This window comes from Microvirga tunisiensis (genome assembly GCF_009296175.1).
Taxonomy (GTDB): domain Bacteria; phylum Pseudomonadota; class Alphaproteobacteria; order Rhizobiales; family Beijerinckiaceae; genus Microvirga; species Microvirga tunisiensis.
The window spans coordinates 1-15747 of record NZ_VOSK01000151.1; the positions used below are offsets into that span (position 1 = coordinate 1).

A 15747-nucleotide genomic window follows, 5' to 3' on the forward strand; every position below is an offset into this window, starting at 1 on the left:
GCTCTACCTGGACTTCATCAACATGTTCCAGTTCCTCCTCGCGCTCGTGGGCAATCGCAACGAGTAACGACGAGCGGATCGAACGATCACGAAGCCCCGGCCGAAAGGCCGGGGCTTTTCTTTTGTTACAGTTCAGAAGCTCGCCGAAGAACTTGCCCTGCGATCCAGCGCAGGCAGGCTGCGTCAGATCTGACAGCCGCTTTGCTATTCCCTTCAACCAACTGGTGTCAGACGAAGGATCTCGCCACTCGCCTCGTCCGTGAGCACATACACCGCTCCGTCCGGACCTTGCAGCACGTCGCGGATCCGCTGGCCCAACGATATCCGCTCCTCGCCTGTGACCTGCTGTCCCTGCAGCGTCACACGAACCACACCACAGGCCATAAGCCCGCCGATGAGCAAACTACCGCGCCAGGTCGGAAACAAGTTCCCCGTGTAGAACGTCATGCCGGAGGGGGCGATCACCGGTGTCCACTGCCGCAGTGATCCGGCCAGATCCGGGCGGGTGGACGGGCTCGGGATCGAGCGCCCGTCATAGTGACGGCCCCAGCTCACGAGCGGCCAGCCGTAATTGCGCCCGGCCTGCGGAATGGTGAGCTCGTCTCCGCCGCGTGGCCCCATCTCGTGCACCCACAGCACGCCCGTGGTCGGATGCAGCGTCGCGCCCTGCACATTGCGGTGCCCGTAGGACCAGATCTCCGGCCGGGCCCCCTGGCCTCGGGCAAAGGGATTATCGGCTGGAACCGCCCCGTCCGGATTAATGCGCACGATCTTGCCCAGGTGCGACGCCAGATCCTGCGCCGGATTGAACTTGAAGCGGTCGCCCAGCGTCACGAAGAGCCTACCATCCCGGGAGAACACCAAGCGCGAGCCGAAATGGTTGGCGCCGTCCACCTTCGGCACCTGCCGGAAGATTACCTGGACATCCTGCAGGCCAGTGGCACTGAGACGTCCCCGCGCTACGGTGGTGCCGGCACCACTCGGGCCGGGCTCGGCATAGGAGAGATAGACCCAGCGACTGGAGGCGAAGTCCGGGGCGAGTGCCACATCGAGCAGCCCGCCCTGCCCTCGCGCAAACACGCGTGGAACACCCGCCAGCGGTGCGGAGACACCCCCATCTCGCGAGACCAGCCGCAGCCGTCCCGGACGCTCGGAGACCAGCATCTGCTCGTCGGGGAGAAAGGCGAGACCCCATGGATGAACCAGACCGCGCGCGATGGTCTCAACCCTGACCTGGCCGGAGGAGGTCTGCACGATGCGATCCTGTGCCCCCGCCAGATCAGGCATGGCGATCAGAACAGCCAATGCCAAGAAACTCCACCTGTTCATGACACGCTCCCGCAGGTCAGCATGTGCCGAGATCGTCGCCAGAATAGCCTCGTCAGTATCCCCACAGCGCCTCAATGGAGGCGAGGCAGTACTCTTACTTGGCCAGAGGATCAGGACGGAGCTGAAAGTGGACAGCAATCGGCCTGCTGCCCTTGCCCCCTTCCCGCAGCCAGGGTGTCCGGTCGCCGCTGGTGGTCCACAACCCGCGGCCCTTCCAGCCGGCATGCGGGTCATCGATGCGCCCATCAAACCCCTTGGCGTAGAAGCCCAACGGGTATGGCACCCGCAGCGAGATCATCCGGCCGTCCTTGAGCGCGACCAAGCCGTCCATGAGGTTGGCGGTGGACATCGGCACATCCTCGCCCAGCCCGAATGTGTTGTGCTGGTCAACCCAGGTGTAGTAGCTCGACTCGGCGCTGTTCTCCCCGATGCCCTGGAAGCCCGGGCCGGGGTATTGGTGAAATGACCAGCCCTCTGGGCAATGATCGCCGGTAGCCTGCAGTCCGTTGAGCGGTCCCTTGCATTTGCGCCGGTCAAAGCTCGCCAGGTGACCACTCGAGAGCGAGGCCCAAACCACCCCCTGCCGGTCGATATCGGCACCGCGAATGCCAAAGCCGGGTCGCGGCAAATGGTAGATTTCCGCCAACGCGGTCTGAGGTGGATTGGGACCGGGATCGAGCCGCACAACCGCGGGTGTTCCGCTGAACACCCCTGCCGAGCCCCAGATGGAGCCATCCACCGGGCTCGGGCTCACTGCATAGAAGCCTCCGCTAATGCGCTTGTCCTTGGCCGGATCAAGCGGCTGATCGGGTTCGGCGTATTCATCCCGTTGGCCATTGCCATTCGTGTCGAGCACCAGCGCGGTCCAGCCCTGCGCCTTGACGGCATTGCCGGTCTCATCGAACAGCTTGGTGTTGACCCAGCCGACCACCGGACCGCCGCCGCTGGTCCACAAGGTGTCGTTCGCGTCATAGCCGAACTGCAGGTGATGGGTGCCGAAGCAGGTATCGATGAAGGTGTACTGCATCGTCTTGGGATCGAGCCGTGTGATGGAGCGGTTCGTCCCCTCCAGCGGGAACAGCTTGGCCGACGGGTGATCCGATCCCCGTTTGCAGAAGTCCGGGTTGTTGGGCCCACGCACGGTCGCCGCAAACCACACCCGGCCCTGGCGATCGAACATGCCGTTGTGGTTGTTGGCCTTGGTGTCCCAGATCTTTTCCTCCCCCCAATAGGGCGACGGCGCCAGCACTTTGTCGCTGGCGGCATGTCCGGGCCCGAGCGCCTCCGGCGTATCGGGATCGCGCACCGGCGCCACGAACTCGCTGACGGTGTGCGTCTTCGGATCGAGGATCGGGATCACGTCGGTGGAATATTCCGCCGAGCCAAACAGCGGCCCATAGGCATTCACGGTCGGATGGCGCCGATCCGACGAGATCAGATCGTGCAGGTACTTCTTTTCGTTGAGCCACTCCCAGGTGGTCACCACGATGTTGCGCTCGACACCTTCCGGCCGCTTCGGCTTGGAGTGTGGCAGCTCGCCCTTGGCGATACGGTCGGTCCAATCGGCGTAGTAGCGGAAGGGCACGCCACTGAGACGCCCAGCGAGCTGATTGACCATGCTCTCGCCCGACTGGCCCGAAGACACGCGGCGGATCCAGGCCTCCTCCGACGAGCTAAACTCGCCGAGTTGCTTCGGGATCGTGCGGGTGGAGTGCTGGCCGAGCTGGTGGCAGCCGATGCAGCCGACGTTCTTGACCTGCTTGAGCCAGTCGATCTGGGTGATGGTCTCTGGGATGTCGCTCGTACCGCCGAACTGGCTCGTCTCTGGGATCTTGAGCATCGCGTACCAGTAGATGGCCGGATAGTACTGCGCCGCCTCCTTGTCGCTGGGTGCCGGCACGGCTTGGAGATCGAGCAGCCTGCCGGGCTCGCTGGTCCTCGGGGCCGAGTCGACGAGGCCATAGCCTCGCACCCAGATCGTGTAGCTGGCTTTCGGAAGATCAGGCACGAGATAGCGACCCTGATCATCGGTCACGACCGTCCTGGCGAACTTGGTCGGCAGGTCAGTGGTCTCGGCAATCACCCAGACCCCGGCTTCCGGTCCATGCGGCCCGGTCACCACGCCGCCGATGTCATCGGCATCGATTGCAACGACGTTTTGGGCACGCAACGGGCCCGGAACGGCGGCCACACACCCGAGTGTGCCAATCGCCGCAAAGATCGAACGGAGCTTCCGCCGGCGTGCCATTGCTGTCCTCCTTGGCACGGTCCTCTTCGTCTACGGCAAAATAGCACGGACTGGCGCAAATCCGGAGCATCGAGGTCCGCCCGTCCTCCTATGGGGCCGCGGAGGCAGATGGCGCACTCTCGCAAGCCCGTGCCCTGGGATGATCGTTCAAATGCCCATGGCACTGAGCAGAGAATGATAACGCCTAGGGCAGATGCTGGCTCAGGGCAGCCTTGCCCCCCGCGGCAAGTTGGCCGAGGTTCATCGCGAGACGCTCCACACTCAACCAGCGCTCCCAGTCCGGCATGATGCTCCAGGTAGGATCGCTCAGTTGGGCTTGTGGCAGCCGGTAGTGAAACACCGGCCGGGAACCGATCTTCTCATGCGGCAGAGCCGAGCGCACCCGCTCCTCATCGAAGTGAGTGAGGAGCGGCAGCAGATCCAGCGCCCGCTTCCGGGTCGGGTTCGCTGCAAGATAATCTGTTGTCAGCTGCGTCAGGTCGGGCCAGTAGTCCGGATCGAGCACGCGCCGCTTGTAGGCCTGCGGATAGTCGGGCGGAAGGACGAAAGCACGCCGCAAGCTCGTGCGAGCAATTTCCTGCCGGAGCCGATCACCGACAAGGAGAAAGGCCTTGAGAAAGGCTGTCACTGTTGCCGCATCAAGGCGCGGTGGATCGATGTTGAAGTGGAGACCGAGCGAGTCCCACAACACAGCCCCGCGGCCGCGGGCTCCCGCCGCCCGCAAGCTAGCCACGATCGCGTCCATCTCCGAGAGTCGTGCGATGGGGATGGGGGCGGTGATGAGCTCGCGCGGAACAAAAGGCGAGGCCGCTGTGCCGAGCCATGCCGCCGCCCGGCGGCCGAGCCTCAGGCCGAGCTCTGGATGTCGGTCAGGATGGACGTGCCGCAGGTCGGTTTCGATCAACAGGTCGCCAAGAGGGGTGCCGCTGACCCTAAAGGCGTGCGGATCTTCAGCCTCACAGGTGCCGCCGAGATCATTGGCCAGGGCGTGGGCGGCAGTCCAGGCATGCGGCCCCAGGAACTCGATCTCAACCCCTACCCTCCGCAACGAGCCGTTAGCGGCAATCAGAATGACCGGGCTGAGAGGGTCAGCCTCAATGGCAATGTTGTTCATCACTTCCAGACATGGGGACGATGGCGCCTGACCTCAATGAACGATCCTGGAACTCTCCACACCCTGCGAGCTGCTGATGCCGGTGGGATGAAGCCTCACTCGGAGGCATCGTCTCTCACCTCGTATACCTCGCGAGGATGATACGAAATCTCGTCTGGATCTTGTAAGGCTTGCGACAGCCGCTCTGAAGCAACATCTTACAAGAGCGCCAGTCTCCAGAGGATAACCATGATATCCATCCCGCTGCTGGTTTCTGCCAGACCATCCGCACGCGATTGCACCTACAACCTGTTTCGGAACAAGCAGCGGCCGGACCTCCTGTGTGCCGTGCCCGAGCACCACCCCGTGCCCAGCTTCCTTGTCCCGGACGACTGGACGTTCGAGTGCCCTCTCACTGCGGCAGACATGGCGCCAGCAGGGTTTGAGGATCGGGCTGCCACGGTCGGCGTGCGGTTCAACGGCTTCTATCTGTTCCAGGTCACAGCTTCACAGGTCAGAATGGCGGCTTAGTCTCACGGGAGCCATACTGCAGTTGGCTGCCACTCATACAGGGCGATGCACCCTCGCTCGTTCGCCCTCTCTGGCGTCAAATGCCGTACGGGTGCAAGAGCTGGTCGGCCCTACCCGCGCCAGAACTGGGGGAAGAACAGGATCAGTACCGTGAACAGCTCCAGCCGCCCCAACAACATGCCAAAGCACAGGAGCCATTTGGAGGCCTCCGGGAGGGTGGCGAAGTTGCCGGTTGGGCCAATAATCGGCCCGAGGCCTGGCCCCACGTTCGAGAGCGCGGCCACAGCCCCGCTGGCACTGGTCAGGAAATCGAGGTCCGCCGCCATCAGGGCAAGGGTCAGTGCGCTGTAGCAGACGAAGTAGAGCGTGAAGAACACCACTACGGACCCGATCACATCGTCTGGAAGCAGCCGGCCCGCATAGACGCGGGGGAATACGCCTCGCGGGTAGAGCAGACGCAGGAACTGGCTCTGAAGCATGCGGATCATTACTTGGAAACGGAAGACCTTCATTCCGCCTGTGGTGGAGCCGGTGCAGCCACCGACAAACATCAGGCCAAAGAACAAGCCGACCATGAGGTTGCCCCAGAGCGTGTAATCTGCTGTGGCGTAGCCGGTGGTCGTCACGACCGACACGACGTTGAAAGAGGCCAATCGGAGCGCATCAGCGGCGCTGTGCCCACCTGCCACAACCAGCCATGTAGCAACGGCGACAATCATGACCGCCAGGAGGCTGACCAGGAACCAGACTTGGCTGTCACGCAGGGCATCCTGCTGTCCCTGGAACAGCCTCAAGTAGAGTACGAATGGGACGGCTCCAGAAAGCATGAACAAAGTCGCAATCCAGTGCAGAGCGGCATTGTTCCAGCGCGCCATTGAGGCATCGGAGGTGGAGAACCCGGCCGTTGAGACCGTGGTCAGCGCATGAGCCAGAGCCTCGAAAGGCGTCATTGCCACCAGCCAGTAGGCAGCTCCGCAAACCATCGTGAGTGCGACATAGATCAGGACGATGCCGGTTGCGATCTCCCGCGCCCGCGGCATGACCTTCTCGGAGCGGTCAGACGACTCCGTTCGAAACAGTTGCATGCCGCCCACACCCAGGGCGGGCAGGATCGCAATTGCGACTCCGATGATGCCGATGCCACCCAGCCATTGCAGGAGCGCGCGCCAGAGAAGGATGCCATGCGGAGCGTCATCCAGCCCGACGATCACTGTTGCGCCGGTTGTCGTCAGGCCCGACACGGACTCGAAGAAGGCATTGGTGAAACTGTCCCTCAACTGGGCATAGTCGGAAATGTAGGGAGGGATCGCGCCGAACAGCGCAATGGTCGTCCAAGCCACTGGTGTCAGGAGGAAGGCTTGGCGCAGGGTCAGCCCCCCGGACAGCCGGCATCGCGTTACATGGGTTAGCCCCGCGCCACAGGCGCAGGTGATGACGCTGCCAATCAGAAAAGCCCTCCAGTTCGGATTTCCTGTGAGTGCATCGATCCCCACAGGCAGGAGCATGGCCGCCGCGAGCGCGATCAGCATGCGGCCTGTCAGGTGGAAAACCGGACGGGCGTAGGGCGGAGCCCATGCGCCAGGGAATTGTGACTCCCGCATTGATCTGCTCTAACCATCGGTCTCGTTCAATGGGCCTGCCAGGATTGCCTCGGCCTTGCGCAAGGCCTGATAGGTCACCACAGCGATGATGCTGTCACCGGGGAACACCCGCGTCGAACTGGTCGGAATGATCACCTCCCCGTTGCGGACAATGGCCCCCACCAGCATCCCATCCGGCAGCTTGGCATCCCGCAGAGTACCCCTGACCAGCCGCGAACCCTCCTGGGCCGTCGCCTGGATCACCTCGCCAAAATCCTCTCGAAGCGTATAAAGTGCTGAGATCGACCGGTGCCGCACATGGCGCAGAATAGTCGAGATCGTGATGGCGCTCGGACTGACAACTGCGTCGATGCCCAGGGCCGGCAGCACGTGCTCATAGGAGGTCTTGTTCACTAAGGTGATGGCCCGGGTGCAGCCTTCGCGCTTGGCGAGCACCGAGGCGAAGATGTTCGTCTCATCATCGTTGGTGACGGCAATGATCGTCTCGGCGCTTTGGACATTGGCCTCGATCAGCACGTCCTTGTCGAGTGCGTCCCCCTGGATCACAACGACAGCATCGCCGAGCTCTCGGGAGATGTATTCGGCCCGCTCCCGGGTGTGCTCGACCACTTTGAGCGAGACGTATGGGGCATGACGGGCAATCCGGCTGGCTAGGTTCAGGCCGACATTCCCGCCGCCCACGATCACGACGCGTCGCGCGACCTGCTCCTCGTGACCAAGAAAGATCATGACACGGTCAACATGAGACGTCTCGGTGATGACGTAAACGTCGTCGCCCTGCTGCACCTGGTCCTCGGCCCGCGGCACGAAGGCCTGACCGTTCCGGACGATGGCGCCGATGACGATGCCGGAGCCCCCTGATGACGCCAGCTCCTTCATCCGTCGCCCAATCAGAGAACACCCGCCAGTGTTACAATGAACGCCGAGAAGCTGGATTCGGCCATCAGCCAGGGCCACTGTATCGAAGGCGCCAGGGGTCCTGAGGCGGCGCACAATGCCGTTGGCGACCTCGACCTCAGGTGAGATGATCACGTCGATGGGGAGCTGGTCGGACGCGTAAAGGCCCTGCCAGATTGGCTCCAGGTAGCCATGGTGACGGACACGGGCGATGCGCCGGCGAACATTGAATAGCGAGTAGGCGACCTGACAGGCGACCATGTTGACCTCGTCGGAACGGGTTACCGCGATAAGCATATCGGCGTCGCGTGCGCCGGCCCGTTCCAGGACCTCGGGATGGGAGGCATGGCCGATCATGCCGCGAACATCGTAGCTCTCATCGGCGCGCCGGGCCTGATCAGGTGAGATATCCACGACTGTGACGTCGATGCCCTCGGTGGCGAGGTGACGGGCAATCGTTGAGCCGACCTGTCCTGCACCGCAGACGATCACTCTCATGGCGCCCTCATCATCCGCTTACGCTCGGCATCCACGCTGGGCAGATCCCTCGTGGAATACGAGAACATGGTGAAATCAGTAATGCACCGATCGTTCCTGCCGGGCTATAGCGTAGGTGATTGTTAGCGAGCTGTGGGCTCCCTTGATATGACCACCGCGGCCATCCGGGCGCATCAGCTGGAATCGCGCTGAAATGGTCCTCTTACGGTCAAACTGTGAAGGTTCCGCGGTTCGGAGAAGGTCTCCTTGGACCATCTAAGCCCACGAAGCCCCTAGGTCCGGGGCGTGCCCGAACTAAACGCTCCTTGCTCGAGGCACCGCGTCAGCCGTGCAGGCCGACTCGATCGACCATGTCCGCCGACCGTCGACGCTCGTGCGCAGCTCCTCCGAGTTCGGCTCCAGGGTGAAGGTGCCGGCCTCCGGGCCTTGAGGTTCCGTTTACCGTCATCGCCGCCTTCCGGCCCCTGCGGCAGATCGCTTCCGCCAAGGGGGTTGAGTTCCGCCACTGGCCATAGAAAGGTAGTGCCAGGGGGCGCTGGAAGAGGATCGGCCAATGCGGGTGGTCGCCTTCGTCGCTTGCCTTGCAATCCTCGGCGCCGTTTTGTGCCCTGAGGCCTCCCTGGCGCAACCGAGCGCAACATCGGAGTACCGGTCTGTGCCCCAAGCGAGGGGGCACCATGCGAGAACGCCCGCGGTCGCGGCCATCACGCCTGTGCCGACCCCGGCGATAAACCTCGAGCCGACGCCGATCCCGCCGACGTTCTACTCGGTCAGCCAACTCGGCGATCATCTGCATGCGGTCCGATGGGAGCTGGCCATCGTTGGGGCGGCCATCCTCACCGTCGGCATCAAGGACTGGGATTGGGGCAATACCTCCGGTTTCCAGACCATCGAGGAAGGATGGTTTGCCAAGAACACCCGGCACGGCGGCATGGACAAGATCGGCCACTCGTTCTCGACCTACGTCATCGCCGACCTGCTGACGGACAGGATCCGGGCCAATGCCGCGGATCCCACAGGCGCCCCGATCACGGCCGCGCTCGTTGCGTTCAGCATCATGGGGTTGGTGGAGACCCTGGACGGCTTCACCGGCAGGCACCGCTTCTCGCGTGAGGACATCGTGGCGAATGGCGTTGGTGCGCTGTTCTCCATCGTCCGGAATTCCGTCCCCGGGCTTCGGGAGAAGTTGGACTGGCGGATTATGTACACGCCTGCGAGCTTCGAGCGGCCGGGCGTCACCGGGGAAAACGGCATTCTCCCCCCGTACGAGCGCCAGCGCTACATCATGGCTCTGAAGGGCAGCGGGTTTGAACCGCTCAAGAACACGCCCCTGCGGTACGTTGAACTGCACGCCGGCTTTGATGCGCGCGGGTTTGAGGAGAAGGAACGCGAGCTCGGCTACCCGATCGAGCGCTCCTTCTATGTTGGGGTCGGGCTGAACCTCAATGAGGTGCTTTTCGGAACCGGACCCAATCCGAATTTCGCCAAGTACAGGGACACGCTCCCGGGCTGGGCCGTACGCAAGACCTTTGAATATGTCCAAGTGCCGTACACGTCCGTCTATCAGGAGAACCGCTTCTCGACGATCCGCCGTGTGGGTACGACGTTGCAGGACTAAGCGCGGAAGCGTTGGCGGCGGCGTGCTCGAATGGTTCGACTATCCGCAGGCTCCGGCTATTCTCAGACACAGAACATTGAGGGCCTCGTGATGATCGGAACCAGTGCGGGACCTTGATCACCATTCCGAGAAGCTTGGTCAGCGCCTCGGCCCGCCCTATCGCTGTGACCCCAATCGCCCCACCCTCTCGGTGGGAATGCCCCCCAGGAGAGCCGCGTTCAGCCCCGCTCCCGGATGTGGCCGCCACCTTGCACGACCCATCCAGATATGGGCAAGCGCCTCAGCCGCAGTACAAGCGCTCAAGTATAGGAAGTCGATCTCATCTCATGTCAGACTCGCTGATCCTGCTCTGCTCTCGCGCTGACAGCGCTCGATAGACGGCCAACCCAAGAACCCCAACGGCCGCCCCGGGCGTGATCCAGGCATCCGGTGAGCCCATGGTCCAAAGGGTTGCCCCACTGAGTGCGCACCAGATCAGCGGAATGATCAGGAGCCCCCACGGGAGCCGCTTGTCCACGGTCAGAAGGATACCGAGCGTGGCAAGCACGGTGGGATCAGGCGTGATGCCAAAGATCTCGGCCTGCTTCCAACTCCGACCAACAAGCGGACCGATGAATGGCTGGACCACCAGCGCAAACAGGAAGAGCATCAATCCGGCCCTGCTGATCCAGTCTCTGTATGGCTGGAATAAGAGCCGGCCTCGCATAGTGCCCAACCAGACCAGCAGCAGCGCCTCGATAGCAAAGCCGATAGCGAAATATCGTGCTGCCCAGTTGATCGTGTCGTATTGCTCCAGAAAATAGCCCCAGGCGGTCCAGAGCCAGCCTGCGGACAGGATCGCCGCCACGATCACTCCCTGCCGGGCACCGGCGCGATGCAGCCGCCACACGATTGCAAGCCCGAGCAGCAGCGCCAGGAGCTGCGCTGGCCAGATCGCGCGGTTGTAGAGCTCAAACAGACGGTAATAGGTGCGGGCCGAGAACAGCAGGAAATCCGATGGTGTGTAGGACAGCCAGTCCGCCATCAGAGGCCCTCGACATAAGCGATCATGCGGGCCCGCATCGCGGCATCCGGCAGCTGTCCGGTGGCCACTGCCATGTTCTCGCGCACGTGATCCGCCCGGGTTGTCGCTGGGATGGTGCAGGTCACGGCCGGGTGCGACACGATGAACTTCAGGATGAACTGCGCCCAGCTTCGTGCATCGATCTCGGTCGCCCAAGGCGGAAGCGGGTAACGTTCCAAGCGGTCGATTAGAGCACCCTGCTGGAATGGCCGGTTGACGATCACCCCGATGCCGCGCTCGGCTGCCAGGGGCAGAATGCGGTCTTCGACCTCACGATCGAGGATGTTGTAGGTCACCTGAACGAAGTCGAGTGGATGCTGGCGCATCACACGCTCGAACTCGCGGTGCCGGCGCCCTTCCGAGGTTGAAATCCCGACATAACGCACCTCGCCGGCCGCCTTCATGGTGAGCAGGGTCTCAAAATGGGCCTCCCAGGCCAGAAGATTGTGGACCTGCAGCAAGTCGAAGCGAGGAACCCTCCAGTGGCGGCGTGACTGCTCGATCTGGCTTGGGCCGGCTGAGCCAGACGAGGTCCAGACCTTGTCGGCCGAGAACAGGTGGGGCGGAGGGCCGAGCTTCTGCAGGCCATAGCCGACCACCTCCTGAGACGAGCCGTACATGGGAGAGGAGTCGATCAGGCGCCCACCGGCCTCGAAGAACGCCCGCATGACCGCGGCACAGCTATCCTGTGCTTCGGTGTCGCGGCCAACATTGAACGTGATCCAGGTGCCGAGCCCGACAAGGGGCAACGCCTCTCCGGTCGAGGGAACGGGTCTGGTGCGAACCAAACCCGGCTGTGCGGTTCCGGTCAGGGGCCACATCACCGCGGCGGCACCGGTTGCCGCCAGGGAGCAGAGAAGACTGCGGCGGCTGAGGGGTTGCGCTTGCTGCATCAAAGTTCTCCCGACCTGTCATCTCTGGATGCCGCACCGGTCTCCCTTCGGGCCTTGGGCTGTTCTGCCCAATCCTCTCAGAGCCTAGTCGCCGGGCTTGATCTGCGCCGATCGGCGACCAGTCCGAATGAGGCAAGTGCGAGCAGCGAACAGACGGCCATGATCGCGATCAGCGGCCAGACGGTGGCGTCGAGGGTAGCACCCACAACCGGAGCGACAAGCGCACCGAACCCGATCTGAAGACTGCCCGACAGGCCAGCCGCCGCGCCCGCAACCTCTGGCTTCACGCTGACTGCGCCGGCAATGCCGCTCGGCAGAACCAGTCCATTGCCCAAACCGATGAAGAACATGGGCCCGAACAGAGCCGTCGGGTGCAGGAAGCCCATGGCGAACGTCATGGCCATGCCGGCGACACTGACCAGGGTCACGCAGGTGCCGGCCAGGATCATCCGGTTCGGTCCGACCCCGCCGGCGAACCGGCCGGAGGCAAAGTTGCCCAGAATGTAACCGCTCGGCACCATGGCGAAATAAAAGCCGTACTCTGCGGGGCTACGGCCCATCAACACGATCATCACGTAGGGCGCGCCTGCGACAAAGGCGAAGAACACCGCCGAGACGAAGCTGGCGGCCAGCGTGTAGCCCCAGAACAGGCGCGAGCCGACAAGGCTGAAATAGCTGTGCACGAGGTGCCGGATGGAGACTACAGCACCGCGATTGTGGTTGGTCTCATACAGTTGCCAGTAGGCGACGAGGAGGACCAAGCCGCCAAACGCCATCAGGAACAGGAAGGAGGCGCGCCACCCATAGAACGTCTCGAGCACACCGCCGATAGTGGGCGCAATCATGGGTGCAACCGCCATGCCCATGGTGACATAGCCGATCATGCTCGCCACCTGATTGCGCCCATAGAGGTCCCGGACGATGGCACGGCTCAGGGTAATCCCGGCACAGCCGCCGAGCGCCTGCACGACACGACCAAAGATCAGGAGCCCGACATTCTGCGCTGTGAGGCAGACCAGCGAGCCAAGCACGAAGACGAGGAGCCCGATCAGGAGCATGGGTCGGCGGCCGAAGCGGTCGGAGAGTGAGCCGATGATCAACTGCCCGCAGGCCATGGCGGCGAGATAGAGCGAGAGAGTCAGCTGGATGGTGGCGAAGTCGACACCGAAGGCCCGAGCCATGCCCGGCATGGAGGGCAGGTACATGTTGATGCCAAGTGGGCTTACGGCCGAGGCGGCGATGAGCAGGGCGATGAAGGAAGGCTTGGCGGCAGGCTGTGTCACTGCGGCGCTAGTACGAGTCATGATGTCCAAAATGTCTGAGGCGATGGCGGTGGACGACCTGGAACGTAGAGCCGTCGTGAGGTCCCTCTCTGTAGCACAATCTTGAACCCGATCAGGATCCTCGGAGGGGGATATCACATTAACTGAGTATAGTCTTTGACGAGGCCGACGAGGCTGGCTTTTGCACAGGCCAAGTCGCTGAATTTCTTCGACACGCAATTTTTTCTTGACGAGTACAGAGCGGTATTCCCCGTTAACGTGACATCCCCCATGCGATGCCTCCGCTTCATGAGGACTTTAAGTGTTGGTCCCGCTAGGAAGGCTCTGGATCAACCCGGATGTCGAAATGCAGCACTTCCTCGCGGGTCCCGAGCTTCTCGTAGAGTACGATGGCTGGCTCGTCCCCGTAATCGGCCTGAACGTAGATGACCCAAACGCCACGCATCGCGGCGATCTCGCGCAGGTGCTCGATCAGGGCAGTCGCAACACCCTGCCGCCGACAGCCCTCGGCAACGGCAAGGTCATAGATGTACAGCTCGCGCCGTGCTCTCTCGAACTTGTCGAGTTCATAAGCGACGAGACCGCCTATGACTTCCTCGTCCAGCACCGCCACGGTAACGGCGACATGCTCCTTCGAGAGCAGGCGCTCCAGGTATGTGTCACTCGGCGGCTCTGCCCCGTAGGTCTCAGGGTCAGCGAATGCGTCGCCGAACAGGGCGTTCAGCTTGCGAAGCAGCGGGACGTCCGAAGGCGTGAGGCGACGAATGGTGGGCGTAAAGACCATGCCTACGTATAGCGCTATGGCCACTGTCAGGTCACGCCTTCAAAGCCAATCCTGGCGCAGTGTTGAGGGGGATGTCGGGCGAATGCCCAGATCGTCCCTTGTTGCACGTCCTCACGCCCGAGCAGGTCCGTCGGTATGGCGAACTCCGAGGCTATGGAGGCGCCTACGGGCATGGACATGGCGGCACCGGCCCTCACTGACTGCTTGCGATGGAGCATCTAGCCGCCTTGATAGTGGGCAGGATGGTCAGCGTGCGGCTGCTGGGAGTGTTCAAGCCGTGCCCGCCTACAGCTTGAGCGAGCGATAGATCACCCGCACGAAGTTCGCATTTTGCTCCTCGTTCGCCCCGATCTTGGCGCCGATATCCGCGAGCGGATTGGCCGCGACCGCCTCGTCGAGGCTTTTGCCATCCGCGATCAGCTTCGTGATGCGGTTCTGCGCCGTCACCAGCATGTCCCGATAGGTTGCCATCCCCGCCTTGTCGGTCAGCGGCCCGTGGCCGGGGACGACCTTGGTGTCGTTATTGGCCAGAGAGAGGAAAGCGTCCGTTGCCGCAATCATGCCCTTGATGTTGCCGCCATTCGCGAAATCAATGTTGGGGTAGCGTGTGCCCAACGTCACGATGTCGCCGGTCGCCAGCACATTCGCGTCGGGGAAGTACACATAGGTGTCGCCATCGGTGTGGGCATTGGCGAAATGCTTCAGGGCCGCCTCACGTCCGCCGACCTGCAGCGTCATCTCCGTCGCATAGATTCTGGTCGGGATCGCGCCCTGTGGTGCGGGAGGGGTCTTGGCGCTAGTCAGTCCGTTGGTGGTTCCGGCGCTCAGCCGCCTGGCGACATTCTCATGCGCCGTCACGACAGCACCGTCCTTGCCGAAGCCCTCATTCCCGCCTGTGTGATCGCCATGGTAATGCGTGTTGACGAGATAGCGGATCGGCTCCTTCGACACGGCTGCAACCGCCGCCTTGATCTTGTCGTGCAGCGGCGCGAACTGGCCGTCGACCATGATGACGCCGTTCTCGCCCACCACCACGGTGATGTTACCGCCCGCTCCTTCGATCATGTAGGTTCGGCGGCCGAGATCCTTGGTTTTCATCTCGACCTTGGAATAGTCGGTCTGGGCAGCGGCCGGCCCTGACGCGAGCAGCAACAATCCAACGAGCGGGGCGAACGGTGTGAGTTTGCTCATGATCTTCTCCCGATGGGCTGAACAGTGCTGATCACATTGGCGGTTTCACGCCATCCTTCTCTAGGGTGGCGCGGGTCGCCGCCACGGACCCATCTGGCTTTCGCTGACCGAAAATAAAGTCGGCCGCTCCGGGCTTCACGAGACTTGGGTCGCCGGGCACGAAAGCGACTACGGGCACATCAGACGGAACGATGATTTCCGCCTCTTTGCCCTTGTAGGTCACCCGCAACACCTGTCCCTGTGGAGCGGCCGCCACCCCGGCGACCGTGGCATTGGTCATCAGGCTGTCGGGAGCCAAGTCCCAGGCGAACTGCCCCTCGCCTGCTCCGGGAGGAAGGAAGTGTACCTCGAGGGCGCGGAGCTTACCGTCAGGGCCTCTCACTGAGGTTGAGGCAATGTAGTCGCCAGTCTTGATGTCGGAGAGACCACGCTTCTCCACACCGGAGATGGTGAAGTTCGGCGCCAAGGTAACGTGGACCGCCTGCCCAGCCTGAGTTTTGACCAGCAGATTGTGGCCCTCGAGCCTCTCGACCGTTCCGCGAATGCGGGTAGGTGTTCCCTCGGGTGTTTGGGCGAGAGCCGGGATCGTCGCTAGATCCTCGACACAGTGATTTTGACCGGTTGGCCTGCCGTCTCTTGTGACGGCACTTCGAAGCGGTGCGGGATCTGCAAGTGGATTGATCCCCATTGGACGGGGCCTCGGTACCAGATGCGAAGT

Annotated in this window: 14 protein-coding genes; 2 read left to right on the forward strand and 12 right to left on the reverse strand. The window is 62.8% G+C overall.

All coding sequences use genetic code 11. The features are described from left to right. The 4 genes from FS320_RS47235 to FS320_RS26050 form a co-directional block, all read right to left on the reverse strand. On the reverse strand, positions 1-217 hold a 217-nt coding region (locus FS320_RS47235; protein WP_210252218.1), incomplete at its 3' end, for a hypothetical protein. Further along, complete coding sequence (locus FS320_RS26040; protein ID WP_152714833.1) at positions 214-1329, reverse strand: PQQ-dependent sugar dehydrogenase; 1116 nt, start codon at positions 1327-1329, stop codon at positions 214-216. The genes FS320_RS47235 and FS320_RS26040, both read right to left, overlap by 4 nt. Before the next feature lie 94 nt (positions 1330-1423). After that, positions 1424-3577, reverse strand: coding sequence for a carboxypeptidase-like regulatory domain-containing protein (locus FS320_RS26045; protein WP_152714835.1), 2154 nt, complete (start codon positions 3575-3577; stop codon positions 1424-1426). Positions 3578-3761: 184 nt separating this feature from the next. Further along, positions 3762-4691, reverse strand: a complete 930-nt coding sequence (locus FS320_RS26050) for an amidoligase family protein (protein WP_152714837.1) — start codon at positions 4689-4691, stop codon at positions 3762-3764. A 228-nt stretch (positions 4692-4919) separates the two neighbouring features. Between FS320_RS26050 and FS320_RS26055 the strand changes: the two genes are divergently transcribed. Then, positions 4920-5201: a hypothetical protein gene (locus FS320_RS26055; protein ID WP_152714839.1), complete on the forward strand. Its 282-nt coding sequence runs from the start codon at positions 4920-4922 to the stop codon at positions 5199-5201. A gap of 110 nt (positions 5202-5311) precedes the next feature. Here the strand turns inward: FS320_RS26055 and FS320_RS26060 are convergent, their stop codons facing one another. Next, the gene (locus FS320_RS26060; RefSeq protein WP_152714841.1) at positions 5312-6802 is read right to left on the reverse strand and encodes a TrkH family potassium uptake protein; all 1491 of its coding nucleotides are present in this window, start codon (positions 6800-6802) and stop codon (positions 5312-5314) included. Between the two features lie 9 nt (positions 6803-6811). After that, on the reverse strand, positions 6812-8197 hold the full coding sequence (gene trkA / locus FS320_RS26065) for a Trk system potassium transporter TrkA (protein WP_152714843.1): 1386 nt from the start codon (positions 8195-8197) through the stop codon (positions 6812-6814). Positions 8198-8750: 553 nt separating this feature from the next. Here trkA and FS320_RS26070 point away from each other — a divergent pair. Then, entirely contained in the window at positions 8751-9815 is a 1065-nt protein-coding gene (locus tag FS320_RS26070; protein WP_152714845.1) for a DUF2279 domain-containing protein, read from the forward strand. A 319-nt stretch (positions 9816-10134) separates the two neighbouring features. Here the strand turns inward: FS320_RS26070 and FS320_RS26075 are convergent, their stop codons facing one another. From FS320_RS26075 to FS320_RS26100, 6 genes are all read right to left on the reverse strand, one after another. Further along, complete coding sequence (locus FS320_RS26075; protein ID WP_152714847.1) at positions 10135-10839, reverse strand: DUF6064 family protein; 705 nt, start codon at positions 10837-10839, stop codon at positions 10135-10137. Beyond that, on the reverse strand, positions 10839-11699 hold the full coding sequence (locus tag FS320_RS26080; protein ID WP_202882897.1) for an aldo/keto reductase: 861 nt from the start codon (positions 11697-11699) through the stop codon (positions 10839-10841). Before FS320_RS26080 ends, FS320_RS26075 begins: the two co-directional genes overlap by 1 nt. 149 nt (positions 11700-11848) lie before the next feature. Next, positions 11849-13075, reverse strand: coding sequence for a multidrug effflux MFS transporter (locus FS320_RS26085; protein WP_152714851.1), 1227 nt, complete (start codon positions 13073-13075; stop codon positions 11849-11851). 292 nt (positions 13076-13367) lie between these two features. After that, the gene (locus FS320_RS26090; protein ID WP_152714853.1) at positions 13368-13838 is read right to left on the reverse strand and encodes an AAC(3)-I family aminoglycoside N-acetyltransferase; all 471 of its coding nucleotides are present in this window, start codon (positions 13836-13838) and stop codon (positions 13368-13370) included. A 285-nt stretch (positions 13839-14123) separates the two neighbouring features. Then, entirely contained in the window at positions 14124-15029 is a 906-nt protein-coding gene (locus FS320_RS26095; protein WP_152714855.1) for an MBL fold metallo-hydrolase, read from the reverse strand. A 31-nt stretch (positions 15030-15060) separates the two neighbouring features. Beyond that, on the reverse strand, positions 15061-15747 hold a 687-nt coding region (locus FS320_RS26100), incomplete at its 5' end, for a hypothetical protein (protein WP_210252219.1).

Excerpts from the sequence above, each read along its gene's own strand:
- FS320_RS26040 (WP_152714833.1), bottom strand. The coding sequence starts at position 1,329 with ATGAACAGGTGGAGTTTCTTGGCATTGGCTGTTCTGATCGCCATGCCT.
- FS320_RS26045 (WP_152714835.1), bottom strand. The coding sequence starts at position 3,577 with ATGGCACGCCGGCGGAAGCTCCGTTCGATCTTTGCGGCGATTGGCACA.
- FS320_RS26050 (WP_152714837.1), bottom strand. The coding sequence starts at position 4,691 with ATGAACAACATTGCCATTGAGGCTGACCCTCTCAGCCCGGTCATTCTG.
- FS320_RS26055 (WP_152714839.1), top strand. The coding sequence starts at position 4,920 with ATGATATCCATCCCGCTGCTGGTTTCTGCCAGACCATCCGCACGCGAT.
- FS320_RS26060 (WP_152714841.1), bottom strand. The coding sequence starts at position 6,802 with ATGCGGGAGTCACAATTCCCTGGCGCATGGGCTCCGCCCTACGCCCGT.
- trkA (WP_152714843.1), bottom strand. The coding sequence starts at position 8,197 with ATGAGAGTGATCGTCTGCGGTGCAGGACAGGTCGGCTCAACGATTGCC.
- FS320_RS26070 (WP_152714845.1), top strand. The coding sequence starts at position 8,751 with ATGCGGGTGGTCGCCTTCGTCGCTTGCCTTGCAATCCTCGGCGCCGTT.
- FS320_RS26075 (WP_152714847.1), bottom strand. The coding sequence starts at position 10,839 with ATGGCGGACTGGCTGTCCTACACACCATCGGATTTCCTGCTGTTCTCG.
- FS320_RS26080 (WP_202882897.1), bottom strand. The coding sequence starts at position 11,699 with ATGTGGCCCCTGACCGGAACCGCACAGCCGGGTTTGGTTCGCACCAGA.
- FS320_RS26085 (WP_152714851.1), bottom strand. The coding sequence starts at position 13,075 with ATGACTCGTACTAGCGCCGCAGTGACACAGCCTGCCGCCAAGCCTTCC.
- FS320_RS26090 (WP_152714853.1), bottom strand. The coding sequence starts at position 13,838 with ATGGTCTTTACGCCCACCATTCGTCGCCTCACGCCTTCGGACGTCCCG.
- FS320_RS26095 (WP_152714855.1), bottom strand. The coding sequence starts at position 15,029 with ATGAGCAAACTCACACCGTTCGCCCCGCTCGTTGGATTGTTGCTGCTC.